We start from the raw sequence: 25,658 nt of genomic DNA, 5'->3' as shown, positions 1-25,658 counted from the left end.
GTCCCTAAATTGTACGAATGGCCAGGGGGTAAATGTCGTGTCGGTATAGTTGTCTACCTACATATATTATTAGTGCTTAAGCTTTGAAGGCAAAGCTTAGAATAGGCTTACGATGCAAGTTTTGCTAAAGCAAAACTCTTAGGAGGTGAACCCGCCAATCTACCTTTAGAGGCAGGCGGTAAAGGGATGAGCAAACCTACCATGATGCTGTTTTCTCACACTTACGGCAGCAGCTTTATTACAGGAGCTGAGAGATATGTATTAATGCTGGCCATTGAGGCGAGCGAGCATTTTGATTGCACACTCGTTGTGCCAGAAAGCGGAATTCTGCTGACTGAAGCAGCGCAAAGAGGCATTCACTCCATAATCCACGACATACCGATTGTAAGGTCTATGAATGATCCTGAGGCTGATTTATCGCCTATGATGGAGCGGAAAATAAAGAATCACGAGCATGGAGGAATAATGAATCTACTTCATGCGCATCAGCCGGACATTGTCCTTGTCAATACTTGTATAAATCCTATTCCGGCCATTGCAGCCAAAACCTTAGGGATACCGGTTGTATGGTGCATCGCTGAAAAAATAGCCCAACACATTCATACACGTCATTCGCTTGAATTGATTAACCGTTATTCGGATTGGATTATCGGGATGTCTGATGCAGCGCTTCGTCCTTTTCGTAAGGCAGGCTTTGATAAGAAGCTCAGTCTGGTCCCGCCGACCTGGCACATGGAGCATCTCCAACCCGAAGACTGGCCCACCTATCGGTTTGATAAGCGCAGTGAATTGCAAGTGGAGGAGGGCAGCCGGGTAATTGGCTATATTTCATCCACCCTGCGTCCGGAAAAAGGCATCGATCATTTCGTTCAGATGGCATTATCCCTATGTGAAACCGTAGTGGATGCTCATTTCTTAATCGTAGGTAATTCTACGGACTCCTACTACTCAACGCACTGCCAACGTCTAATCGATCAATCAGGTCATGCTTCCAGGTTTCATCGCATTCCTTTTGAATCGCGAATCGAGCGGTTCTACCCGGCAATGGACTTGGTTGTCATTCCAAGTTTGGTCGATGAAGGGTTTGGAATGCCAGCGCTTGAAGGGCTCGTGTTCGGGAAAGGTGTGATAGCCTACCGCTCGGGAGGACTTGAGGAGATATTACGCTCTACTGGCAATGCTGATTGGCTAGTAGAAAAAGGCGATACAGCTCAATTAATCGTTAAAGCTAAGGAATGGCTGCAAAACGATACCCATAGGTTAAGAGCTGACAATAGCCATTTGCAAGCGGCTGAGGCTGTCTTTGGCTTGGAAACTCACCGCTCTCGCTTGCAGCGATTGCTTAAGGAGCTTAAAGAGAAAATTTCGGCTGCCGCTGAAGACAAACAGAGTCATAAGCTGCCGCCTTTGCTAATGAATGCCGTTTATAAAGGTAAAGCAACCTCTACCGTATTTTTGCTTGAAAATGGAATGAAAAGACCGTTTGCCTCTAAAAGGGCTTTCAACTTTTACAAATATCGCTGGTCGGATGTCAATTTGGTAACGGATGCGGTACTGCATCGCTTTCCAACAGGCGCTCCGATATCAACAGAGCTGCCATTTCACGAGCATCGGCCGTCCGTAATGATGGTCAAAGGAAGAGGACCTACCGTGTATTTGCTTGTTGGCGAACAACGGTGCCCATTTTCCTCAATGGCTGCGATGAGACAGCGTGGTCTTGATCCTGACAGAATCGTCCGTGTACCTGATGCTGAGCTAAGGATGATTAACGTTGGAGAACCGCTTAGACAGCTGCACAAAGAAAAACAAACACTGCGGCGATGTAAGAAGAAAAGGAGGCTGTCACGGGGAAAACTGGGCTGTAGAACGGTTGCTGCACGGAAGCGCAAGAAGTGTCGATGTGCTCCTAAACGAAAGAGATGTGGATCGACCTTACGTTCAAAGCAAGCAGTCAGCTGCAAGGGCAGGCTCAGGAAAACGCGCCGAAAGCGTAAACGGACTGGTGGCACACGGGGCAAGCGGGTTTCGAGGCGTAGAGCAGCCTAATGGGCTATCTCCCCATACTTTCCATCGGTTGTACTTGAACCTTGGCAGCTTTTGGTGTAAAGTGATCTAAAACATTTGAATAACATTAGCTTTGACCAAGGATATAAGTGCATTCACGTCGCTCCAGAGAGGAGACCCGCAGGCTGAGAGGTTTCTCGAACCGTGATGATAGCTTCCCCCCCTTGCAGCTGCAGTGGTGAACATTTGAGTATCCACTTCCGGTATATTCCGTTATCAAAATGAAGAGCTGCCGTATTTTGCTGTGACGGTCAGTTGAATTTGGGTGGTACCACGAGCGCATTCGTCCCTTACGAATGGGCTTTTTTGCGTTTTAAAATTATTAGGAGGTTATCAATTATGCGACAACAAACATTACTACTCCCGACTTTAAGAGAGGCTCCGGCTGAAGCGGAAGCGATTAGCCATCAGCTGATGATAAGAGGAGGCTACATCCGGCAAGTAGCTGCGGGGATATATACCTATTTGCCATTAGGCTTGCGGGTGCTTAAGAAATTGGAACGTATAATTCGAGATGAGATGGACCGAGCCGGGGCACAAGAACTGCTCATGCCAGCTATGCAGCCTGCTGAGCTGTGGCAGCTATCAGGAAGGTATTCGGAATATGGTCCGGAGTTAATTCGATTTAAAGATCGACATGACAGGGAATTTACGCTTGGACCTACCCATGAAGAAGTCGTCACCATGCTGGTTGCAAATGAAATTAATTCCTACAGGAAGCTGCCTGTTACTTTATACCAGATTCAAACCAAATTCCGGGATGAGCGGCGTCCGCGATTTGGTCTTCTGCGTGGCAGGGAATTTTTGATGAAGGATGCTTATTCATTTGATACAGATTGGGAAGGCTTGGACCGTACTTACTGGAGGATGCACGAGGCATATATCCGAATATTCACAGTATGTGGATTACATTTCAGGGCAGTTGTTGCGGATGCGGGATCAATCGGGGGTGAAGGAGGTACTCATGAGTTTATGGCGCTTGCGGAAATCGGAGAGGATACCATCGTTAGCTGCACTCTATGCGATTACGCGGCTAATCTTGAAAAAGCAGAAGCAAGAACAATTGAAGCTCAAGAGAAGGAGTCGGGAGGCGATTCGCAAGCATACCCACACGCATCCAGAGTTGAAAAATTCCATACACCGAACATTAAGACAATCGAACAGCTGGTGCAGGCTCTAGGAGCAGCTGCTTCGCAATTCATAAAAACCCTCTTATTTATGACTGCTGATGGGAGTCCGATTGCCGTTCTGGTTAGGGGTGATCATGAGGTTAATGAGATCAAGGTGCAAAATTATTTGGGCTCCGGGGAGCTGCAGCTGGCGGATGCCGAGACTACATTAAGGGTGACAGGGGCTCCTGTGGGATTTGTAGGACCTGTCAGACTTCCTGCCGATTTACCTATTCTAGTAGATCAGCAGGTTAGTGCTCTATCGGGAGCTATAGTAGGGGCAAATGAACGAGATTATCATCTTCGGAATGTTCAACCCGGTATTGATTTTCCTCTTGAGCGGACTGGCGATTTTCGCAATGTGACGGAAGGCGAGCCCTGCCCTTGCTGTGAAGGCACTTTGGTGTTCCACCGGGGAATTGAGGTTGGGCATATTTTTAAACTCGGCACGAAGTACAGTGAGAGGCTCGGAGCGCGGTTTCTGGATTCCAATGGACGTAACCAAACCATGATTATGGGGTGTTACGGGATCGGCGTATCTAGATTGTTGTCCGCAGTCGTTGAGCAGCATCATAATGAAACAGGGCTGTTGTGGCCGCAATCTATCGCACCTTATCAGGTACACATTATTCCTGTTTCCAGTAAGGACGAAGAGCAGATGCAGCTAGCTGAGGCGATATATGAGCAGCTGCTTCAACAACGTATTGAGGTTCTATTTGATGATCGTAATGAGAGGATTGGGGTTAAGTTAAAAGACTCTGATTTCATTGGATGCCCTGTGCGAATTGTAATTGGTAAAGAAGCGGTTAACGAATTGGTTGAATACAAGGAGCGTCAAGCTACAGAATCGCGGCTGATGACCGTTGAAGAAGCAATGAAGCTTATTAACTCGGTTAACCAATAAGGAGGCGCGGGAGCACCGTTTGTACCCAAGCTGGAGCCTTTTTCTCTACCCTTATGCTATAGCCCTTGCCCTTGTGACAGATGCACATAAAATAATACGGGAATGCTTCATACCCCAATGCAAGCGATGGGAGTTGAGTCTACGGATGCGTCCAACACGCAAGAACCATTCTGCGGGCATACGGGCACTCCGATCCAAAGTGTCCGTCATCATACCGATCATGAATGAAAGCCGAACACTTAGAGCTGTAATCCGTGAGGTGAAAAAGCTGCAGCCGAACATTGAAATCATCCTTGTTGTCAACGGTTCTACAGACGGTTCAGCGGCTATTGCTCAAACGTCCGGTGCACGTGTCCTCTACTTTGATCAACCGTTAGGCCATGATGTGGGCCGAAGCGTTGGTGCTCGTTATGCAAGTGGGGACATCTTATTGTTTCTCGACGGTGATATGGTTTTGTCTGCCGCACAGCTGCGCCCTTTTCTTAGAGCGGTGGAGCGAGGTGTAGATATCGCATTAAATCGATATAACGGTCCGGTGAACAAGCATAACGTGCATCCAGTGGTGCTCGCCAAGCATGCGCTGAATGTTGCATTAAGGCGCGCTGATTTGAGAGGGGCTTCGATGACTACAATTCCTCACGCGATGAGTCGCAGGGCGCTCGCAGTTATTGGACCAGAAAACTTGGCTGTTCCGCCAAAGGCACATACCATGGCTATTCAGCAGCGTTTAAGAGTAGAGGCTGTGCATCTAGTCCAGGTAGGCTTGAAGAACCCGATTCGGCGTACGGGGAGAAAAGGCGGGGATCCGCTATGCAGGTTAATTGTGGGTGACCATTTAGAGGCGATATGCTGGTATACACAGGCGACGAATGAGCGCGGTTGGCACTCAGACCTTATGAGAAATCGCAGTATGGTGAGGTGATTAAACTTGCAGCGTAAAAATTTGTTAGTATCACAAAAGCGTTCCGCCGGTTCGCGAGCCGGCGCTAGCTCAAGACTGAAGCCAAGGCGGTTCGTAAAGCTGAACACAGCGGGAACGAAGGCACGGGCGCGTACTAGGACAATGGGGGTCAGGAAGCGCCGCGTTCGCGGCTTGGTAAGAAGAACCTTCGTTTCTGCCCCCGTTCGTACCTCATCTGCAGCTTTTCGTGCGGGCTTTCGTACAGGGCTCGCGGATGCTGCCCATGTATCAATCGAGCATGAAGGTTATCAGAAGAAAGCGTTGAACCGCCATTGGATCCAGCGCGCCCGTTCCATGCGTTGGATCGGACCGCCCTGGAGACGATACACAGATACGTCTAAAGGCTATGTAAGAGGCTTCTTTCATGGCAAAAAGCAGCATGCGCATGACTGGCTTATGCTGCCGACAACACAATCCGTTGCCGCAATTGTAACAGTAATGAACGAGGAGCGTACGATAGGAAGAATTATGGATCAGTTGAATCGGCTGCCTTTTGATGAAGTATTCGTCATTGTTAATGGTTCAGTGGATCACAGCTTTCAAAGAGCGAGAGGGCGGTCTCATGCGGTCATATTGTCTTTTCCTGAACCGTTAGGCCATGATGTAGGCCGTGCAATGGGAGCTAAACTGGCGCAATCGGACATTTTATTGTTTTTGGATGGAGATATTTTGCTGTCGGCAGAGGATATGATTCCTTTTATTGGGGGCGTGGAATGCGGATTGGACGTGGCACTTAACAACATCACTCCTTATATGAGAGTGTTCGCCAAGCGTGATTCGGTGACGTATATCAAACAATTTTTGAACGCTTCGTTAGGGCGGCCTGATCTCGAAGCGAATTCGATGACAGCGGTACCGCATGCACTTTCTCGAAAAGCGATAACAGTGCTTGGCATCGCCAGTCTGATGGTACCGCCTAAGGCGCAGGCTCTGGCTGTGCATCACGGTCTGCGTATCGGCATCTCAGGAAGCGTTAATGTTATTAGCAGCAACAAGCGTCGTACCAATAATACTGGAAAAAGCAATCGAGTAGCCGATCTGATCATTGGTGATCATTTGGAGGCACTTAAGCTGGCAGGAGAGCTCGCGGGTAATCGGCTAGCCTTCGTTGATTCATTAAGAAATCGTGCCAAAGCCGGAGGTGAGGCCTGATGCAGATGACAAGTATCATTATTCCTAACTACAACGGCCTTCATTGGCTGAAACGATGCATTGAATCTATTCGCCAGCATACGCATGTCCCCCATGAAGTTATTGTTGTAGACAACGGCTCCAAGGACGGATCAGTTGAATTTTGTCTTTCTCGTAGGGTTAAGCTGGTTTCGCTGCCAGTCAATCGTGGTTTTCCGATGGCCTGTAACATTGGGCTTCGTGCGGCGAGTGGAGAAGCGCTGCTGCTGTTGAACAACGATACACTCATGACTCCGAGTGGCTTGGAAAATATGCTGCGTTGTTTATACAGCAGTGAAAATGTTGGGATCGTCGGCCCGATGAGCAACTTTGCAAGCGGCAAGCAGCAAATATCGGAGCCGTTCACGAATGTGGATGACATGGCGGCGAGGATGAATCAGCCGGACAGTGCCAAATGGCAGGAGGTTGAACGTATCGTCGGTCTGTGCTTCTTGATTCGTAGAGAGCTGGTAAATCGAATTGGGCTGCTGGATGAACGCTTTTCACCGGGGCATTACGAGGATGATGATTACTGTTATCGAGCCAAGCAGGCTGGATACAGGATGATAATTGCTGGTGACTCGTTCATATACCATCATGGCAGCGTAAGCTTCCAAAAGGAAAATGAGCAATCGGTGATGCAGTTAATTCGGCACAACCGTCAGCAATTCATTGATAAGTGGGGCGTCGAACCGCAGCAATCCATTTAAACGTTGTGCACAAAGATGATGGGGCGGCTTCTGTGAAAGAAACTTTTTGGGTGAAGTTCCCTTGTCTCTGGGCGCTTGCCTTGGTCCGCCCCGGGCGCCGCCGCATATGTTATGGGAGTAGCGAGAAGCGGATGTGAGCACCTCGTACTTATGAAGTAAGCTATAGCAAAAACGCTGTAGAAGCTTACGAAGTTAGTTTTTGCTTGAGCAAAAAACACAGAAGATGCTTTAAGAAGTTAGTTTTTGCTTATGCAAAACTTTTAAGGAGGTTAAATCATGCAGAGACAAGTGACCAATATCATCAAGCATATGGCGGATTCGCAAGAACAAATGGCCAAAATATTAGAAGCCAAAAGACATATCGCCGTCCGCATGGCACAAATCGTACACGACATTCCCGAACTTAATCCCTCCTTCGATGATATTGATATGCTGACGGAAAACTCAATGAATGTGTCGAAAAACATTGCCGCCTATCTAAGCAGCCTGGCTGATTTGGAGGACGCGTTGGCAGATAATTTGGCTTTTGTCATGAAGGAAGTTGATATTCCGGACGGGGAAGAATAGCAGCGCATTTTTGGATGGAAAAGAGGGTTAGTCGTGAGCAGAACCGATTCGTACCATAAAATGCTGCAAGCAGCAGCGAATTTTCAATCTAATATAGCTTTGATCCTTGAAGCGAAATCTGCCGAAGCAGCCCGTTCGTCTCAATGGATTTGCCAGCATCTGGCCTCGGACCATTTTGAAAGCCATAGTGATCAGATTAAAAAAACAATCGAAATTCACGAGCAGCTTCTCGAAGTCATTGACGGCATGACGAAGATGGAAGTGGCGCTGGCCAAAAACCTGCAGGTGCTGTTGGGACAAAGTGAAGCAGAATCTGATAGCAGCGGCGGTGGCGGTACCGAGGGCGGTTCGGGTGACTTTGGCGATATGTTCCCATTTGGGGGAGGCAGTAAATGAACTGGCACGAGGAGGAAAACCGGACCAAGCTGCATATTCTAAATTCATTAGCTCGGAGTCAGAGGGCGCTGGCCCGGATTATCGAAAGTATGGCGGATATGACTGAAAGCTCCGCCTCCTCCGGGACAGCAGCGGATAAGCTGGTTGAGCAGCTGGAAGCGATCAGTCGTTATCAACGCCAATTAACTGAGAAAATATCGGGCATTCGCATCCGTAAGTTCCGACGAGGCACACCTGGTAAGCCATGGCTTAGCCGCAGATTGCGGCGGCCAACTTGAAAAAAAAGTTTTTGTGAGAAAATCAAGGAAGCGTTGGCATAGGACGTTTCTTTTTTGCTGTGGATGTATGTTTTGTAGTGGCATAGGCATGCAGTGGTGAATACACTATAGTATAGTGTTTTTTGTCTACCCTAGCGTGGAAATGGAGGATGCAGCATGAGTATACAATCGCTCTCCGAACAAGTGGGTTACCCTCTCGCCGCTAAGCTGCAATACCGTGATGTAAGGAAGTTTTTGGAGCAAGTTGAGTGGAGTGTCAATCATACAGCTACACTTATCCGCTCCTATGCTTTGTTGGTCAAATTAGCCCCTACCGAGGATCAGGCCGATGAAGTGAAAGCAATGATGCAGCAGGAGAAACAGCAATTCACTTTATTGGAAACGTTATATCGGGAGCTACTGGGTGGGGAACCTTCGGTTCAGCCCTCGCCCCAAACTTTTACAACATATAAGGATGGCCTGCGGCAAACCGTATGCTTGGAGCGTGCAGCAATTCGGCAGTACCGTGATACTTATCTTTTGACCCCGAGTTTGCGGGTTCGAGATTTATTCTTTTATGCGCTTAGCGATGGGACGGATCATATGGTAGGTCTTATGATGCTGCAGCAGTGTGGGGAGTAGCGTTGACTGGACTTAATCAGTCTGTTCCAAGTAAAGCTAGATGCTTGGATCCTATTAATATTCGTTATTGCATAAACAGACAGCCTTCGGGTATAATCGACTAACAAAGTAAATTTTTGGAATAAGTGTGTGATAATTTCATAATCATAGGACGGAAGCACCGCCATTCAGAGGGTTTTACACCTATGTTTGGGGTGCTTTTTTTATTATGTGTTGCGGTGTTATCAGTTATATAAAGGAGTGAATTTTCTATGAAAAAAATCATTTTGTTCATTACAGTGTTGGCCTTATCGGTCTTGCTTGCAGGTCAAGTATACGGCGCACAAAGCTTTAGCGATATTAATAGCCATTGGGCAAAGGACAGCATTACAACGGCCGTTTCAAAAGGCTATGTAGACGGTTATCCAGACGGAACCTTCAAGCCTGATGCAAATGTAACCCGTGCTGAGTTTATTAAATTAGCGGTAGATGCTATGGGTTATAAAAAATCGATTTCGACATCGAGCGGTTCGGCATGGTATGGCACATATCTTGATGCAGCTATTGCTAATGGACTGAGTGAGAAGGGGGAGTTTACGGATTTTGATGGGGCTATTACTAGAGATGAAATGTCTAGGATTGCCGTTCGAGGCACCGGACAAGCCAACTATGATCCGCTGAAATGGATGTACTTGGCCACTAGCAAAGGGATTATAAACGGCATGGACGATCAAGGTACGCTTGGGGAGGATCAACCGACTACGAGGGCACAAGCGATAACCGTTATTGAGCGGATACTGAAGCTGAAGGCAGGGGAGAAGCTGCCTACGGATAAGTACGCAACTTCCGCAGCGGAAATTGTTTGGCATAAGACGAACATTTTGACAATGGCTCCTCAGTATTTTGGGGCAGGGGCGGCACAGGGGAATGAATTTAATACTAAGAACTTGCGTTATGATGGGGCAAATGGTTACTCAGAAATAGAGAAGTATGTCGTGGTAGATATGGGCGATCCAAATGATCCAAATAAAAAACTTATTCCAGATGGAATGCGGTGGATGGGGAGTAAAGGAAAAGATAGTGTTATTTTACAAGATGTTCCTACGAATGCTTTTGCTTTCTTAAACTTTAATCATATCAAATTTGAGACAAGTGTAGATTTGAGACATTTTCATTTTGCATGGTTAACCACTCCAGCTGTTGACTCTTTCGCTGATTCTATTGGTGATGATGGAGAATTAACTAATACTGTAAATTTCGCACCTTATTCAGAAAAGAATCATGCCCTTTTGAATTCCGACCTACTTTCCGTAACTGCTGGTAGTCATGATATTAGATACATTACTGGACAACTGGTTCCAAAAAATAATATTGCAAAGCAAGGGATGGTATTCCCTATAAGAAGGGAGCCAGCACAGGAGTTAGGAGAAAAGTCGGTCTCAACAGTTTACACTTCCTACGTTGACTACAATTTAGGAGGTAACTAAATCGTGAAGCGGATTATTCCACTTGTTTTAATGTTGTGCTTAGTGAGCTCTATGTTTCCGCCATTAGTCAATAATGCTATAGCGGCAAATTCAGAAACTCCTATAAATGGCTTATCATTTGATAATGGTGTTGTACTTCTTGACTTAACGCCAACAACGAATGAATTTGTTTCCAGTAATGCTCAAATATCTCCACAGGATATAGCAGTCAACGTTACTGACCCCATTGTCCGTGTTGAGTTGAGGGATATGAACAATAATGTTCTAAAGCAAATGGTTAACGTGGGTGGAAATATGTTTAGGGCGGAATCAGCGGTACAAGGGACCGAAATTTTAGTTACAAGCGAAACAAGAGCTAAGTTACCAGAAGGTCCCACGGAATTTTTCCGTGACCCTAACCGATTGGTTTGGATGTATGATTATATTGATTTTGGACAAACAACAGCAAATCGTCACTATATCAGTACGCGTCCAGGCATCTACGATATGCTCCCAGATAATACCAAAGCTACATGCAAAGAAACCATTAGTCCCTACGATTATGATAAAGAAGGGCCAATTATCGATTGTAATACATTACAGGATTACAGGGATGGTACATTAGATCCGTCAGAGTTTGATAAATTTGTCATTCCTGGTACAGGTAAAAAAGTAAATGTATCTGATGTTCAAAAGTTATCGTTTAGTGATACTCAGTTTAGTTTATTAAACATTGGTGGTAGGCTAAAAACATCAAATATAGTTACTGATTCCATAGATACAAAAATTTTAGATACAACAACATGGAATTATCGATTTGAATTTAAAATGAGATATGACGTAGATCCAGATTATGATAATGGTGATCCTAGTAACCTAGTAATTGGCTATAGAAGCGCATGGGACATAGGCATCGAAGGTTACATCTACAAATACCCTAAAATGAAAGTCGTAGCCATTACCATGCCGCCAACAGCAAAGCCCGATTTAGTCGTAGATTCCTTCACACCTCCAGCAGTGTGTATAGAAGTGGGCAAGACCGAAACCTATACCTATAAAATTAACAACGAAGGCGCATCAACCACTAAATCCTTTAAAGTAAAAGTTTCTGCTGACGATACAGAGGTTATAACTCATAGCTATTCATCAGGAATAAATACGAACGATCCGAAAATAGGAACCTTTAACTATTCCTTCTCCGCAGCAGGCACGAAATCATTTACCATCTTTGTCGATAGCAACGATGATATTGACGAAGACCCAAATGAAAGTAATAACAGCAGGAGTTTCACTGTCGCGGCTAAAAGCTCATGCGGTGGCGGCAATACTAACGTAACCGTTACAGGGGATTTTTCTTTTAGTAAGACAACCGTTATTTGGAAGACTAATAATCTTGTGATTCCAGAAAATATTCAAGTAACAGGAGGCAGCTGCTCCTATTCATCCCATTCATTCATTTTTACGCAAACTAATGGAAATCGATTTTTTGCACCGAATGCATTGTCACCGCAAGATGAAGTTTATTTATTTCAATTTGACACCGGAATGAAACAGTATGGAGGAAATATTGGACTTGGTGTTGTCAATGTCCAAATGACAGTGAATACAACATGCGGTAAAACGTTAATCGTTGGCCCGAAAACATTTACGATCATTCCTGATCCAGATAAAAAACCTCCGACAATTAAAATTGATTGGTTTCGCAGCGGAAATAATACACCTGTTCGCACAGTGACACAAGATGAATTTGTTGATATTAAAGTCACTGAAGAATCCGTAGGCGTTAAAACCCGATTATGGGACTTTTCAAAGGACTCTTGGACAAGCGGTTTACCGGCAGTCAATCACTGGACCTCACCGTATAATAAAACCAAATATACGAGTTTCCAAGCAACCGTTCAGGGGTTCCATGAAGTTTGTGCAACCGCCTATGATGACGATGAAACGGCATCTACTCCTTCATGTTCAACCCTATACGTAGAAGGGAAAACCCCGATCCCGATCATAAAAGGAGATACATCAGTTAGAGAGAAACGTAAGTTAACTAAACCATTGAACGCTGATGATAGTTTCACTAACGTTCCAGGCCGCTACATCGACCATAGTCGTGATGAATGGACGAACTGGTCAGGTCCAGAAACAAGATACATGACACCAGGAACGGAAATCGTAGAGCTGCATGTATATGACAATATGGGTCTGAAATCGGACTATCCAGCTAGGCACACCATTACGGTTTATCCGGATCTCCCACCAGTTATAGAATTTGAATACACAGCAACAATGACACGGGTTGAAAAACAATTTAAAAATAATTCAAGCAGTCCAGACGGTGACATTATCGCGCAATACTATGTGACCTATGGTTATGATCGATACAATAACGGTGCATGTAATCCAACTGAAACGATATTATCCGATCACAATAATTATGCTCCGTTCAAACCTAATCGGGTTGGTAATTATTGTTTTAGAGTGTATGCGAGGGAAGCTGTTGATGCAGATGGTGTAGGCGGCAAAGATGCTTATAAAGACTACATGGTTAGTGTCATCAATGATAATCCTGAAACTGCATTTACCGTTACTGGTGTTGCAACAGAACCTATGCCCGTAAATATTACTCCATATGAATCAAGTGTCTTAACGGGATGGACTGCGAATACGCTGGACAACAATACGATGCTTAATGCGTGGAGTACAACAAGTGATGGAATGTTGATTAGTCCAAGAAGGAATCAAAAAGGATCTAACAATAACTTTAGCAGAATATCATTACCGCTAGGAGCCGCTAATTATGGGTTATCTAAAAAAGTGGTAACTCCTTCTGGAAACAGCTTTGTCATTGGCAATTTTCTAGTTTACGACTTAGGTAATGGTAGATATATAAACGCAGCTCGCGGTCACGCGAATAGTTTTAATAGTTTTTATTTGACTGGTGTATCTATAGCATCTACAGAGTTATCTTGTGGTGGAGGGTCTTATTGCAATTCTCAATTCAGGCCCGACTTGGATGAGGTTATTTTGTACGAAGAATACTCATATAAGGGCCAAGTTACTAAATTTGAACTTAAGTGGAGTCGTTACAAACTTAGTAGTTTAGCCATGGGTGTAACTAACTCTACTGCCAGTGGATTTTTTAGCGCAGAATTAGCAGGAAACGGTTATACATCTAGTGGTTCGGTAGCAACGTTCAGCAATGGAGATATATTGAGCAGTTACTCAAGACTGAAATTTAACACTGACTATAAGGAGATAAATAAATCAAAAAGGACAATAAAATCCTTTAAATATGGGGAAGCAGCACCCTATAAGACGGACACTTATGATACTATTCCGGCAACACCCACTCAAGTTCCAGGAACTGGCGGAACAGGTGCAATATGGCCTTATAATGCTAAGGGTCAATTAGATGGTATTATGGGGCCAATGTCTGGAACGCTTAGTGATAGCCAACCTACTAATATCCCTTCTGATGCTAGGGGAAATTACTATAGTTTTGAGTATTACTTAAAAGGTGGATCTTATCTACCAACGCTTGTCAAATGGGATAGCAATTCAGGTATGCCAAGTGTGATTAGAGATATGCCATATAATTCTGTTATAAAATTTGTATCTGCCGATGGAAAGTATGTGGAATTTACGGTCGATGGTACGGATAATGACGGGAACGGTTACACAGAAACCCGATATACGAATCTAATAAATGGTGATAATACCAATTCGAAGCCGTGGGATTATGCTACATTCCTGAATCATTTACAGTCATCTCAAGCTTATCAAAATGGATATGCAATACCTTATAACGGTGGGTATTATAGCTTAATTGATGCTAAAACAGGTGCAAATATTAATGAGGATACTCTAGTACTTAAGGATGGGTTTGGTGGAAAGGCTTTAAATTCCGTAAATTTCATCAATGACACGACATACAGTATGGGGTTAGAAGTGTATAACAACGTACCATATACAGATCAACCAACGACAAGCAATGAACCCGTGACTTTTGGACAGTTGTATAATAGTCAATCGGCTAGAGTGGTTAACGGTACAGTAGCTTGGAATCTTATGCAGCAGGAAGTGAAAAATTCCAACATACATGCAGGTGTGAGCTTTAGAATGCAAAATGCTCAAAACATGTATCGGGTAGAGTCTCACTATAAATCTGTGCAGCTTGTTAAAATCGTAAATGGCAGAAAAACAATACTTAAGAAAGTGTACAGAACGCTGATATCCAACAAGTTTATTAGATACAAGGTTACACTGGTTGGGGATCACATTAAAGTCTACGAAGAAGGAGGTCTTGCTATCGATGTCTACGATGGCACCTTTGCTAATGGAACGATGGGACCTTACTCAGTGTCAGACAATGCAGTCTTTAAGGGGATAATGTATCTCTGGACAGAAGCGGATTTAGTTGCTCAGACACCTGGAGTTGCAATTGTGGATACGGACGTAACCTATGATGCTACGTATACAGATCCCGAACACGATCCTGCTCTCAATCCATCTACTCAATGGCAATATGCCCATGTCGATACAACGAAGTTTTTGGATGCAGGGGATGGTAAATCTGGACTTTCCGTTCATCATGGACAAGTGGTAACAAGTCCGATATTGAATTTCGACAAAGTAGGTGTATACAAAGTCGATTACCGCGTTCCTGATGATCCACATCCCGATCACTTGTTAGCTTGGGGCGATCCGACATTTGCGGAACACTCTAAGTATTCAGACTGGTATACACAATATCTGATCGTTCACCGCAGACCGATTGCCAATTTTAAGCTAGGTCTAGATGGAAACAACTTTGTGACATGGACCGATTACAGTTATGATCCAGACCGCTGCTCTAACGTGAGTAACTGCATGGACGGCTATCAGACAGCTCAAGGTATTTTACACGGCATATTAAAGAAGAAATTTTATTACATTACGCCAATAAGTAAAGTCCGTATTGACGGAAAGCTTACCAAGCCACTGGAATCAGGAGAATACACAGTAGCAATGGCAGTAGCAGATGAATATAACGCATGGAGCGATTGGCATGAGGAAACCATCATGATTGATATACCCGTAGCGCCAAATAATCCGCCTATCGTACAGCTTACGTTTCCAAACGGCAATTACGATGCACCAAATCCAGTTAGCTTGCTGCCTACAATTTACTGGAACCAGGGTGATCCTGATCCGGGTACAATTTACTCCACTTTTGATCTTAAGACGAAAGATGAATGGGGCAATTGTATTGAATGTGTAACCAATATGGTGATGGATACACCTCTAGGAAGCTGGGCTTGGACGATGGATATCCCTTTAATGATGGGACAGAAATATCAATCTCAAGTTCGGGTTAGCGATGGTGAAGCATGGTCGGCGTGGAGTAACATTGGATGGATGGCGACAAACAGTCCGCCTGCAGCTTACATGAGTTTTCCTTACGGCACACAAATTGCGCCGACTATCGTCAACACGGAAAGGCCAACGTTAAGATGGAATCAGACGGATCCGGATGTTGGAGCAATATTTAACTACTTTCAAATTCAGATTTCTAATGAAGATAATAATGTTATGGTTTTTGATACTTGTTGGGAAGTTGCGGGATGTAAGGTTTGGCAGGGTACAGCTGCGATCACAGGTAATTATGCAGTTCCAATTGATCTTCCCGCTGGTCAGAAGCTCCGCGTACGTGTAAAAGTTTGGGATCAATATGGAGCTGAATCGAATTGGTCACAGCAAACCTGGATGATGATCAATCGTGGACCGAAAGCAGATTTTATTTGGACGCCTCAGCCTGCTTTTGAAGGAGACGAAGTGACACTACTCAACCGTTCTACTGACCCTGATGGAGATGCTTTAACTTTCAGTTGGAATATCAGTGGGCCTGCTTACGATTCAACTCAGACTTCAGTGAATGCACTTATTCCGGCAGCTGCTACGGATTTTCATCCGGGTGATTATATGGTCACTTTAACAGTGTCGGATCCGTATGGAGCGGTGGATACAGTGACAAAAACAATACGAGTAGGGGATTTGCAGCTGCTAGGCTTTGTTAAGCACACAGCCGTATGGGAGGAGAAGCGGAAGTCTTATAACCTTCGAAGTACCGGCGATACGGAACGGCCGCGTCCTTCAGATATGTTTTGGTCTGGAGAGGCATTCGCGCTGGAAGCAGACACTAATGAGGCAGCAGTGAAAGTAAAGGTGAGTATGTCCTATATGGAGCTGCGAACGGAACTCAGTTCTACCAATCACATAGAATGGACGGGGAAGCTGCAAAGGGATGACTTCGAGAGCTTGCCTGACCATACTTATACTTTTCAATTCACAGGAGTTTGGTCAAATGGACATACGGAAACAGTCAATAGAACGGTTACGGTGAAAAATGCGTGGACTGATTTTGCAAGCAGTGTAAGAAAAGAATAAGTCCGACATCTCTTATAAAAAATCCGGGTTATCATCATTAGCAAGAGAAAACGACGAGTAATTTGGATCGGTTGTTATTGCTTGATGTATTTAACTCGAAGCCTGTCGCTTTTTCAGTGTATAATGGGAGTAACATAGGAGCGAATCGGAGGACCGGATTATGCTATTGCCTGTACAAAAACACGTATTTGAACAGGAGTTTGCACTTTCTCGTCAAAAGGTTTGGGAGCTGTTGAGTAATACGGATCATTTGAACCGCGTCATAGGACTGTTCCCAATTCGTACCCAATCGTTTCGTTTTCAAACTACTGATTTTATTCAAGAGCTTACGGCTAAAGTTGCAGGCGTGGTTCCAATGCGGTGGCAGGAGCATCCCTTTCAATGGGTAAGGAATGAAAGATATGATGTAGTTCGGGAATATCGGGGAGGGCCTCTAAAGCGATTTTTTGGCGGTATAGAGCTTAGAGATGCGGAAACAGTGCTGCCTGATGGATCGCGAGCAACAATTGTGATGCTTTTTGCTGAGTTCACACCTGCAAACGCAGCAGGAATTTTAGCGATTCCTATCGTCGGAATCAGCTCGATGCGCAATACGATGAAGTATTTACATAGCAGTGTAAAGCTGGCCAAGCAGGAGAAAGAATATTTGCTGCCGCAGCCGAAAGCCAATTATATTGTAAATCAGGTGGAACTGGAGCGGCTTTTTTATGATTTGGGACAAGGATTTGAGAATACGCGTATGCTCTCATGCTTCAAGGAGCATTTGTATACTAGCGGCGACGATGAAGTAGTCGATATGCGCCCATATGAACTTGCTGTTCGCTGGGGAGAGATACCGGCTGGTTCATCCAAGAAAATTTCATTTCCTGATGTACCCGAGGAGCTAAGGCTCCGTGTTTTGCGCGCTAATCATACGCTTTATTTTCAACAAGAAAACAAGGAAGGACTTGAAGAAGTTCTAACGCCACTACTGGAGCAGATAAGTGATGCTACAGATTTAGTTGATGAAAATGAAAAAGAGCTTCATTATGATGGCAGTCAATGGTCACTGCTTGCCGTACAAGCACCGAAGCCAGGAAGCGTCCTGAAGCTTGTTAACAACAGTTCTGCTGCGATTATTGCTATGCTTGAGAAGTGTGATTGGAAGGATGCAGTGACTGCTTCCAAAGTAACGGCGATGCATGAATTTCGCAGTATGTTTTCATCCGAGGTGCTCGCACCTGGGCAACAGGTAGGGTCGTCAATTCTAATCATATTCTAGATTATTTCGGACGTACGGTTAACTTAGCCTCACGAACACAAGGCTTAAGTGTTGGACATGATATTATTGTTAGCAAGGAATGCTCCGAACGCTTCGGAGTGAAAGCACTATTGGAAAAATACCCTTGCAAAGTGGAGCTGTTTGAGCAAACGCTCAAGGGAATCGAAGGTGTGATTCAGCTCGCACGAATCGGTGTCATTGAATCAGCTGAGAATCCTGTTAAAGTGGGGGTACGGCACAGAAAGAGATTACACTTACAACCACACACTAACCTAAATAATATTTGAAAAGAGTTGAACGAGAATGTCTCTTGGTAAGCTAAAGCTGTTAACTATCCTTCTTCCACCTCTTATTATAGGCGGCTTCGAATATATACGACATGATTTCTTGCTTGAGCATTTGTCGATGGAGGCTGGAAATTACTATATCACGCTTATAACCCTGCTTCTTTCTTATTTGTTTGCCTCATGGATGTTTCGCAGTATCGTGCGTAGCAATGAGAAATTGGCAGCCGAACAAGCACGTCGTGCCGTTTATGTGGAGCGGGAACGGTTAGCACAAGAGCTTCATGATAACATTGCACAAATCTTATTTTTTCTAAATGTCCAGCTGAAAAAGGGCGAGCTTCAAGAGGCGCGTTCGGCTGTTTCAGAGATTGATGAGCAGCTGCGGCAGGCGATATTCAATCTCCGTACATCGCCTGAGGAGGGGACAGACCTTCCAATTCGATTGGCCTCCTGGCTCGATGAATGGTGTAAAATTACCGGTATCGCTGTTGAACGGAAGATTGAGTTTCCAGCCAATCTAGTTCCATTGTCGGCAGAAGTTCAGATTTTTGCTATGATTCGTGAAGCATTCACCAATATTCGTAAACATTCCCAGGCGGACCATGCTTATATAGAGCTTAGGATGGAGAATGAAAGAAGTGGCTGGACGCTCGAAATTCGTGATAACGGAGTGGGTCTTGGTAGAGGAGAGCAGGCGGATGCGAATCGCCATGGTCTTTCTCTCATGCGTAAGCATGCTTCACAACTGAATGCAGCTATGACGGTTGAAACGTTGGCCCAAGGGGGTACCGCAATCCGAATCTCGGGGCCGAAAATTGGAGGTGCAATGAATTGGAAATGAATTATAGGGTACTGATAAGTGATGACCATCCATTAGCACGTAGAGCTGTTAGAGCTTTACTTGATGGGGAAGCAGGTTTTGAAATTGTGGGGGAAGCGGAGAATGGAGAACAATCCGTTCAATTATGCCGTGAGCTGCTGCCTGATCTTGTTCTGATGGATATTCAAATGCCTGGGATGAATGGTCTTGAAGCTACTCGCCGAATAAAGCAGATAAGCCCCAGAACCAAAATTGTAATATTGACGGTTTCTGATGATGTAGGCGATTTGTTTACAGCTATACAGAATGGTGCTCAGGGTTATCTGCTTAAGAATATGGACCCCGATGAGTGGATCGTATATTTGAAAGGGCTGCTGGACGATAATAGTGAAATATCCAGAGGCATGGCAGATCGGTTATTCCATCTATTCCGTTCTGGAAAAGGTCAGGGCCATGACGCTATAGAGTCCAAGCCGAGCGTACTTTCTCATCGTGAAGAAGAAATCCTCATGTGTGTGGCGAGCGGACAGAGCAATAGACAAATTGCCGAACAATTGACGATAACCGAAAATACGGTCAAAAACCACATTAAAAATATTTTAGCTAAGCTGTCTCTTGAGAACCGGGTTCAATTGACTGCGTACGCATTCCGTCACGGCTTGACACCTTTTGGCCATAAATAAAAGCACAAATAGCCCGAAGGAGTCATATTCATTGAATCCCCCATGCAGTAGAGTAAGACTAGGAAATCACGATACTTAAGGGGATGTTTTACTATGAAAAAAACGAGTCGGATCATTATGTTCTGCTTGCTGTTCTCTATGATTGGAGCGGGAGCGGCCAGTGCACATGTCACTGTATTGCCTAAAGAAGCTGTACAAGGATCATTTGAAAAGTTTGCTGTTCGAGTACCTTCGGAAAAGGAAATTCCAACAGTTAAAGTGGAAGTGAAATTTCCAATGGACGCCGTAACTGTATCTCGGTTTGAGCCAAAGCCAGGTTGGAAATACGAGCTGACGAAAGACGCTTCTGGCAAAATTACCGGCGTTATTTGGACCGCTACAGGTGAAGGATTGTCGGCAACAGAATTTGGAGAGTTCTATATGCAGGGTAAAGTCGCAGATACGGCAACAGCTATTAGCTGGAAGGCCTACCAAACCTACAAAGACGGCAGCGTTGTGGAATGGGTTGGGGCAGATGGCTCCGATAAACCGGCATCTGTCACCAAAGTAACTCCAAAGCCTGCTGGTGCGGCTGCTGACAGCCATGGCAATACCAATGCTAATCCAGCTGTGGCGGCTGGGGATGCTGCTAAGGCGGGGGCTCCTGTGGCTCCAGCCATGCAGGCCCAATCACAAACACCGTTGTACTTGTCCATAGCTGCGCTGTTATTGGGTCTTGTGTCACTTTTAATCGCATTATCAAAACGTAAAGCAGCTCGCTAACTGATAGTAGTGAAGCAGCAAACCAAAAACCGGGTCAGAGTTTTTAATAAACTTCTGATCCGGTTTTTGGTTTTTTTTTGCATAAGAAGGCAGGACTTTTGGGGATGCTTGGAATGAGCGTTAATTCAATCATGGAGGTATTGAACCATGTTCAGCAAGCTGAAAAAGAGTAAAATTTGCTTCACCTTAGTGCTTTGTCTGCTCTTGTTTCTGTCTGTTAACACTACGGCTTTTGCTTTTGGCAAGGGAGCTAAGGGGCCAGATGTATATGCCATTCAAGGAATGCTGAAATCACTCGGTTATTTTCCGGGAAACATTACTGGCTATTATGGTGCGGTTACGGAATCAAGCGTCAAGCTTTTTCAAAAGGCATATGGATTGCCAATTACCGGGGCCGTAGATGATCAAACGCTTCAGTCGATTCTATGGGCTTACGGCAATGCCAAAATCCCTAGAAAGTCAGCACCAGCCCCAACCCCTGCACCAGAAGCTGAACCAAAGCCCGGGCCGGCACCTGCACCGGAACCATCAAATGAGTTGAGCGCTGAAGAACAGCAGATGATTGATCTGGTGAATCAGGCACGTCAACAGGCTGGGCTAGCTCCGCTTACTATTAACAGTGACCTATCCCAAACAGCGCGGCTGAAAAGCAAAGATATGGTGGACAATAATTATTTCTCTCATGAATCGCCAACCTATGGCTCGCCTTTCGATATGATGAAGCAGTTTGGGATCAGCTACTCCTCAGCAGGTGAGAACATAGCTTGCAACCAAACCGTAACGGCAGCACATCAAGCATTGATGAACTCCCCTGGTCATAAGGCTAACATCTTGAGCTCCGATTTTACGGAGATCGGCATTGGTATTGTGGATGGCGGCTCATGCGGCAAAATGTTGACCCAACAATTTATACGTAAGTAGCTTGTAACGATTAGGCTTATAAGCAGTGTTTATTGGCATTTAATACATTCCGACACCGCCAAACGGCTCGGGATGTTTTTTTATTTATTTGTTAAAAAATCATGAAGCGAGAGCTGCATCGACCAGAGATGAAAAATCGGTTATCATAGATAAATATAAATACATACTTTTTTAATGAAAGGAAGTTCAGCATGCCATCCAAAATAATAAAAGAATTCAAGGAATTCGCAATGAAGGGCAACATGATTGAATTAGCTATTGGTGTGATCATTGGAGGAGCCTTTGGCAAGGTAGTGACATCCATTGTTAATGATATCGTTATGCCACCGATCGGATTGCTGCTTGGCCGCGTAAATTTTACAGATCTATTTATCAGTTTGAATGGGGTTAGCTATCCCAACTTAGCTGAAGCTAAGAAGGCAGGAGCGCCGACGCTCAATTACGGCCTTTTTATTAATACGATACTTGATTTTTTAATTGTGGCCTTTGTAATTTTCATTGCCGTAAAGCAGTTAAATAGGCTGCGCAAAAAGCAACAGGATAAACCTGAGCCGAAAATGAAAATGGTAGAATGCCCCGAATGCCTCTCAGAAATTCCCGAGCATGCTGTTCGCTGTAAATATTGCACAGCCAAGCTCGAGCCGTCTTTAGAAAAAAAGCAGCTTACGAATTAAGAGGAAATCGTGAATCCGAAAGGGCAATTAGGACATGAAAGCTTTAAGAGACTCACAATTGCACTTGCTCTGGACTGCGCGGATTGATTATTCAGAAGGCAGCCGTGTAGAAGCGCATCAGCATGATGACTACGACCAGCTGCTTGTCATATTGTCAGGCAACAGCGGTGAAGTTTCCATCGGAGAGAAGCGATATCCGGTTAAAGAAAGCTCGGTTTATTTGTTTCTTAGAGGGGTAACCCATAGCTTTCAGTTCGATAAGCAGGCCATAACCCTCGATTTTAAATTCAAGCTGTGTGATCGGCATTTGGTGGAAGCGTTCGCTGAGGAGCCTTCATATTGCCCGTGCAGAGGAACAGCCTTGCCGGAGATTAAGCAGTGGTACAAAATGTCCTTGCTGCAGATGCGCAATCCGGATTCCATTCCTCCGATGCGAATTGAAGCAGGGTTTAAAAGCACTTTAGTCTCACTTATGCATGAAGCCAAAGCTGTCTTGGATCCATCATTCGGCGGTCCTTATACTTCGATCTATCCTACAAGCAATGGAAACGAACCGATTGTCAATTTTGTTAAGGAAAACTTTGCTCAAAAAATTACACTCCAGCTTTTAGCAGATCAATTTGGCTTTAATCCGAACTATCTGGTCAAAATATTCAATGATATAACGGGCATGCCGCCAATCCAGTTTTTGCAGGAAATCCGCCTGGAGAAAGCAATGGAATATTTGGAATTTACTGCATTGCCGATTACGGAGGTAGCTGAGAAAGTAGGCTGGACGCTCCCGTACTTCAGTAAGATGGTAAAAAAACGGCTTGGAATGACGGCATCCCAGTATCGGGAATCTTTGGTGAATGCGGTCGGTATAGATATTAATTTGGAGCTTGATTTTGCCAACGAGTGGAGAATCGAGCAACAATAAGGATAGAAATGTATATAGCGGGAGCACTCTGTCAATCGTCATCAGACAGGCTGCTCCTGTTTTTGCGGAACCGGGTGTATGCAAGAAATGAAGATAGTCAAAAAACAACTGAGGATAATCTATATTCCACGGGCAGCCCTTGCTTTATAATTTTAGTGAAGCTTAAACAACCTATTGGGATGGGAGCCAAATGAAATGGTCAGAAAAATGTCCGTTCCACCTATGCAGCTAGTCGATTATGATGGTGAAGGTACTCAGCTGTGCGCTGTAGTTGAAGAAATCGGCAATATTACGCTTAAAAGAGCACTGATTCCAGAGCCTGCTGAAGGTGAAGTCAGGGTAAAGGTGAAATGGGTAGGCATTTGCGGAAGCGATGTGGAGGTATTCCGCGGGGCACGAGAGCCGGAATTCATCTCTTATCCTACTCGGCTAGGGCATGAGGTGGCTGGAGTTATAGATAAAGTAGGGCCTAATGTTATCGGACTCAAAGTGGGTGACCATGTGGCTCTTCGCTACATTTGGGGCGCATTTGCGGAGTATGTCTGCTGTACGCCATTTTCTGTGAAGGTGCTGCCTAAGGAGCTGCCTCTGATCGAAGGTTCGCTTATCGAGGTACTGCCAGGCATTATTCATGCTGCTGAGCTTGGGGATATCTCTCCCCATAAGAATGTGCTCATTACAGGTCAGGGAGTCAGTGGACTCGTGATGACACAGATCATTAGCTTATATAGCCCACGCAATCTAGTTGTGACGGATCTATTCGATGAGAAACTGGAGCTTGCACGTAAATACGGCGCAACGCATACTTATAAAGTTCCTTCGGCAGAATCAAACACGATGGACATCGTAGGTAAAGACTTTCCAGACGGTTTTGATGTTGTTATACCATGCCTGCTGGAGGGAGACGGTATGGTAGATGCAATCAACGCAACTGCACAGAATGGGCGTATCGTGATGTACGGATGTATTGGAACTTGCCATAAGCCTGTGGACTTTTTCAAAATACATAAGAAACGTCTTGATATTTTTTCCACGGAACCGAAGCGAGATATAGATAACAGGGCTTACTTTGACAAAGGACTGCAGTTGGTATTGGATGGGCTAGTGAATACAGAAGAAATGATCACACATGTAGTTAAGCTTAGCAATGTTGCTGAAGCGTTCAAGCTGCGCAATGAGCACAAAGGCGATACTATTCATGTGATGATTGATTGTGAAACCTAGAGGTTTGAGCAACCAAGACGCAATTAAATATGAGTTGTAAGGGAAGGGAACTATTCATGAAAATACTAATTAAGGGTATGCTGCAAAAGCGCCCCACTCTATTTGACGCCGAATGGATTCGTAAGCATGGTAATGCATCGCTGGCGGCGAGCCCTATCCATATTACTTCGGCCATTGCTCCCCAAAGTGAGGGAGGTCCCCATGACTATTACTCCAATGGAGACTATTGGTGGCCAAATCCCGCAACAGCGGATGGTCTTCCTTATATCCAACGGGATGGGGAAAGCAACCCTGGCAATTTTAACAGCCACCGTATGTTTTTGCGGAGCGTGAGAACCCATATCGCTAACTTGGCCGCAGCCTATGTTATAAGTGGAGATGAGGCTTACGCGGAGAAGGCAATCCAGTTGCTGAGTGAGTTTTTCTTGGATGAAGAAACTAAGATGAATCCACACCTGCTGTATGCACAAGCAATCCCTGGGATTTGTTCGGGCAGAGGCATTGGAGTCATCGATACTTTGCATCTGATTGATGTGCCTGTTGCTATTGAAGCTCTGCAAGTATCGCCTGCGATGACGAAAGAGATTTATTTGGGTTTGAAACAGTGGTTCAGCGATTACTTGGTCTGGATGAGCACTCATAAGAATGGTATAGAAGAAATGAATGCTAGTAACAACCACGGAGTATGCTGGTTTGTTCAAGCCGCGGCTTTCGCCCGATTTACTGGCAATGAAGAAATGCTTACGTTCTGCAGACAGCGTTATAAGGAATCGCTTCTCCCTGATCAGATGGTACAGGATGGAAGCTTCCCACGAGAGCTGGCACGCACGAAGCCTTACGGTTACTCTATCTTTGTGTTGGATAACATGGTGACATTGTGCCAACTTCTATCTACACCAGAGGACAACTTATGGCATTATGAGCTGCCGGACGGGCGTGGGATAGCCAAGGGTCTCTCCTACCTGATTCCATACATGAAGGAAAAAGATTCTTGGCCTTATCCACCAGATGTGGAGCATTTCGACGGGTGGCCAGCTAAAGTCTCCTTGCTATTATTTGCTGGGATTGCGCTGGAGCGGGAGGATCTCATCGAGCTGTGGACCAGCCTTGATCCTGATCCTACGGATATGGAGGTCCGCCGAAATATTGCGATTCGTCAACCACTGCTGTGGCTGAGGTAGTTATTTGTAAAATCACCTTAGCTGATTGATATGGCAACTACTTTGGGCCGATCACATTTCAACGCTGCAACGCGCGTCCGGGTATCGTACGTTGGCTTTACCATTGAACTGCCCATTTTTCCGCATCACTGCACCATTAGTTACTGCCCTTCATAAACTAACTTGACTGTATCCCTACACCTTGTAATGATACAAAAACCCGGGCAAGGAGGGGTGAC

21 protein-coding genes are annotated in these 25,658 nt (G+C 44.9%); all 21 read left to right on the top strand.

Features of this window, described 5'->3' with window-relative positions; translation table 11 throughout:
- The first annotated feature begins 186 nt into the window (after positions 1-186).
- Entirely contained in the window at positions 187-2,046 is a 1,860-nt protein-coding gene (locus GC093_RS25645; protein WP_171654762.1) for a glycosyltransferase, read from the top strand.
- Positions 2,047-2,403: 357 nt separating this feature from the next.
- The gene (locus tag GC093_RS25640) at positions 2,404-4,137 is read left to right on the top strand and encodes a proline--tRNA ligase (RefSeq protein ID WP_171654761.1); all 1,734 of its coding nucleotides are present in this window, start codon (positions 2,404-2,406) and stop codon (positions 4,135-4,137) included.
- 145 nt (positions 4,138-4,282) lie between these two features.
- Entirely contained in the window at positions 4,283-5,059 is a 777-nt protein-coding gene (locus GC093_RS25635) for a glycosyltransferase family 2 protein (RefSeq protein WP_171654760.1), read from the top strand.
- Between the two features lie 6 nt (positions 5,060-5,065).
- Positions 5,066-6,250 (top strand): glycosyltransferase family 2 protein, encoded by a 1,185-nt coding sequence (locus GC093_RS36140; RefSeq protein ID WP_246315307.1) that lies wholly within the window; start codon positions 5,066-5,068, stop codon positions 6,248-6,250.
- Positions 6,250-6,978, top strand: coding sequence for a glycosyltransferase family 2 protein (locus tag GC093_RS25625; RefSeq protein ID WP_171654759.1), 729 nt, complete (start codon positions 6,250-6,252; stop codon positions 6,976-6,978). Before GC093_RS36140 ends, GC093_RS25625 begins: the two co-directional genes overlap by 1 nt.
- A 276-nt stretch (positions 6,979-7,254) precedes the next feature.
- The gene (locus GC093_RS25620) at positions 7,255-7,545 is read left to right on the top strand and encodes a nucleoside-diphosphate sugar epimerase (protein WP_171654758.1); all 291 of its coding nucleotides are present in this window, start codon (positions 7,255-7,257) and stop codon (positions 7,543-7,545) included.
- Positions 7,546-7,578: 33 nt separating this feature from the next.
- The gene (locus GC093_RS25615) at positions 7,579-7,941 is read left to right on the top strand and encodes an alpha-helical endospore appendage domain-containing protein (protein ID WP_171654757.1); all 363 of its coding nucleotides are present in this window, start codon (positions 7,579-7,581) and stop codon (positions 7,939-7,941) included.
- On the top strand, positions 7,938-8,219 hold the full coding sequence (locus GC093_RS25610; RefSeq protein WP_171654756.1) for a hypothetical protein: 282 nt from the start codon (positions 7,938-7,940) through the stop codon (positions 8,217-8,219). The genes GC093_RS25615 and GC093_RS25610 overlap by 4 nt, the downstream gene beginning before the upstream one ends.
- A gap of 156 nt (positions 8,220-8,375) precedes the next feature.
- Positions 8,376-8,840, top strand: coding sequence for a ferritin-like domain-containing protein (locus GC093_RS25605; protein WP_171654755.1), 465 nt, complete (start codon positions 8,376-8,378; stop codon positions 8,838-8,840).
- Positions 8,841-9,091: 251 nt separating this feature from the next.
- Positions 9,092-10,306 (top strand): S-layer homology domain-containing protein, encoded by a 1,215-nt coding sequence (locus tag GC093_RS25600; protein ID WP_171654754.1) that lies wholly within the window; start codon positions 9,092-9,094, stop codon positions 10,304-10,306.
- 51 nt (positions 10,307-10,357) lie between these two features.
- Positions 10,358-16,708, top strand: a complete 6,351-nt coding sequence (locus GC093_RS25595; RefSeq protein WP_246315312.1) for a CARDB domain-containing protein — start codon at positions 10,358-10,360, stop codon at positions 16,706-16,708.
- A 160-nt stretch (positions 16,709-16,868) separates the two neighbouring features.
- On the top strand, positions 16,869-17,969 hold the full coding sequence (locus tag GC093_RS25590; RefSeq protein WP_171654752.1) for a hypothetical protein: 1,101 nt from the start codon (positions 16,869-16,871) through the stop codon (positions 17,967-17,969).
- A complete protein-coding gene (locus GC093_RS36990) occupies positions 17,894-18,256 on the top strand; it encodes an adenylate/guanylate cyclase domain-containing protein (RefSeq protein WP_171654793.1) in 363 nt (120 codons plus the stop codon). The genes GC093_RS25590 and GC093_RS36990 overlap by 76 nt, the downstream gene beginning before the upstream one ends.
- Before the next feature lie 16 nt (positions 18,257-18,272).
- Entirely contained in the window at positions 18,273-19,097 is an 825-nt protein-coding gene (locus GC093_RS25580) for a sensor histidine kinase (RefSeq protein WP_171654751.1), read from the top strand.
- On the top strand, positions 19,094-19,759 hold the full coding sequence (locus GC093_RS25575; RefSeq protein ID WP_171654792.1) for a response regulator: 666 nt from the start codon (positions 19,094-19,096) through the stop codon (positions 19,757-19,759). The genes GC093_RS25580 and GC093_RS25575 overlap by 4 nt, the downstream gene beginning before the upstream one ends.
- Positions 19,760-19,852: 93 nt before the next feature.
- Positions 19,853-20,521 (top strand): YcnI family copper-binding membrane protein, encoded by a 669-nt coding sequence (locus GC093_RS25570; RefSeq protein WP_171654750.1) that lies wholly within the window; start codon positions 19,853-19,855, stop codon positions 20,519-20,521.
- Between the two features lie 147 nt (positions 20,522-20,668).
- Entirely contained in the window at positions 20,669-21,442 is a 774-nt protein-coding gene (locus GC093_RS25565) for a CAP domain-containing protein (protein ID WP_171654749.1), read from the top strand.
- Positions 21,443-21,645: 203 nt separating this feature from the next.
- On the top strand, positions 21,646-22,116 hold the full coding sequence (gene mscL / locus GC093_RS25560; protein WP_171654791.1) for a large conductance mechanosensitive channel protein MscL: 471 nt from the start codon (positions 21,646-21,648) through the stop codon (positions 22,114-22,116).
- Positions 22,117-22,150: 34 nt separating this feature from the next.
- Positions 22,151-23,035 (top strand): AraC family transcriptional regulator, encoded by an 885-nt coding sequence (locus tag GC093_RS25555; RefSeq protein WP_171654748.1) that lies wholly within the window; start codon positions 22,151-22,153, stop codon positions 23,033-23,035.
- 195 nt (positions 23,036-23,230) lie between these two features.
- A complete protein-coding gene (locus GC093_RS25550) occupies positions 23,231-24,259 on the top strand; it encodes a zinc-dependent alcohol dehydrogenase (protein ID WP_171654747.1) in 1,029 nt (342 codons plus the stop codon).
- A gap of 56 nt (positions 24,260-24,315) precedes the next feature.
- Positions 24,316-25,440 carry an alginate lyase family protein gene (locus tag GC093_RS25545; protein ID WP_246315305.1) on the top strand — a complete coding sequence of 375 codons (1,125 nt, stop codon included), beginning with the start codon at positions 24,316-24,318 and terminating at the stop codon, positions 25,438-25,440.
- Positions 25,441-25,658: the final 218 nt, after the last annotated feature.

The organism is Paenibacillus foliorum (assembly GCF_013141765.1).
Classification (GTDB): Bacteria; Bacillota; Bacilli; order Paenibacillales; family NBRC-103111; genus Paenibacillus_S; species Paenibacillus_S foliorum.
The sequence above is the reverse complement of the archived record's forward strand: the minus strand, read 5'-3'. Positions and strand labels throughout refer to the sequence as shown.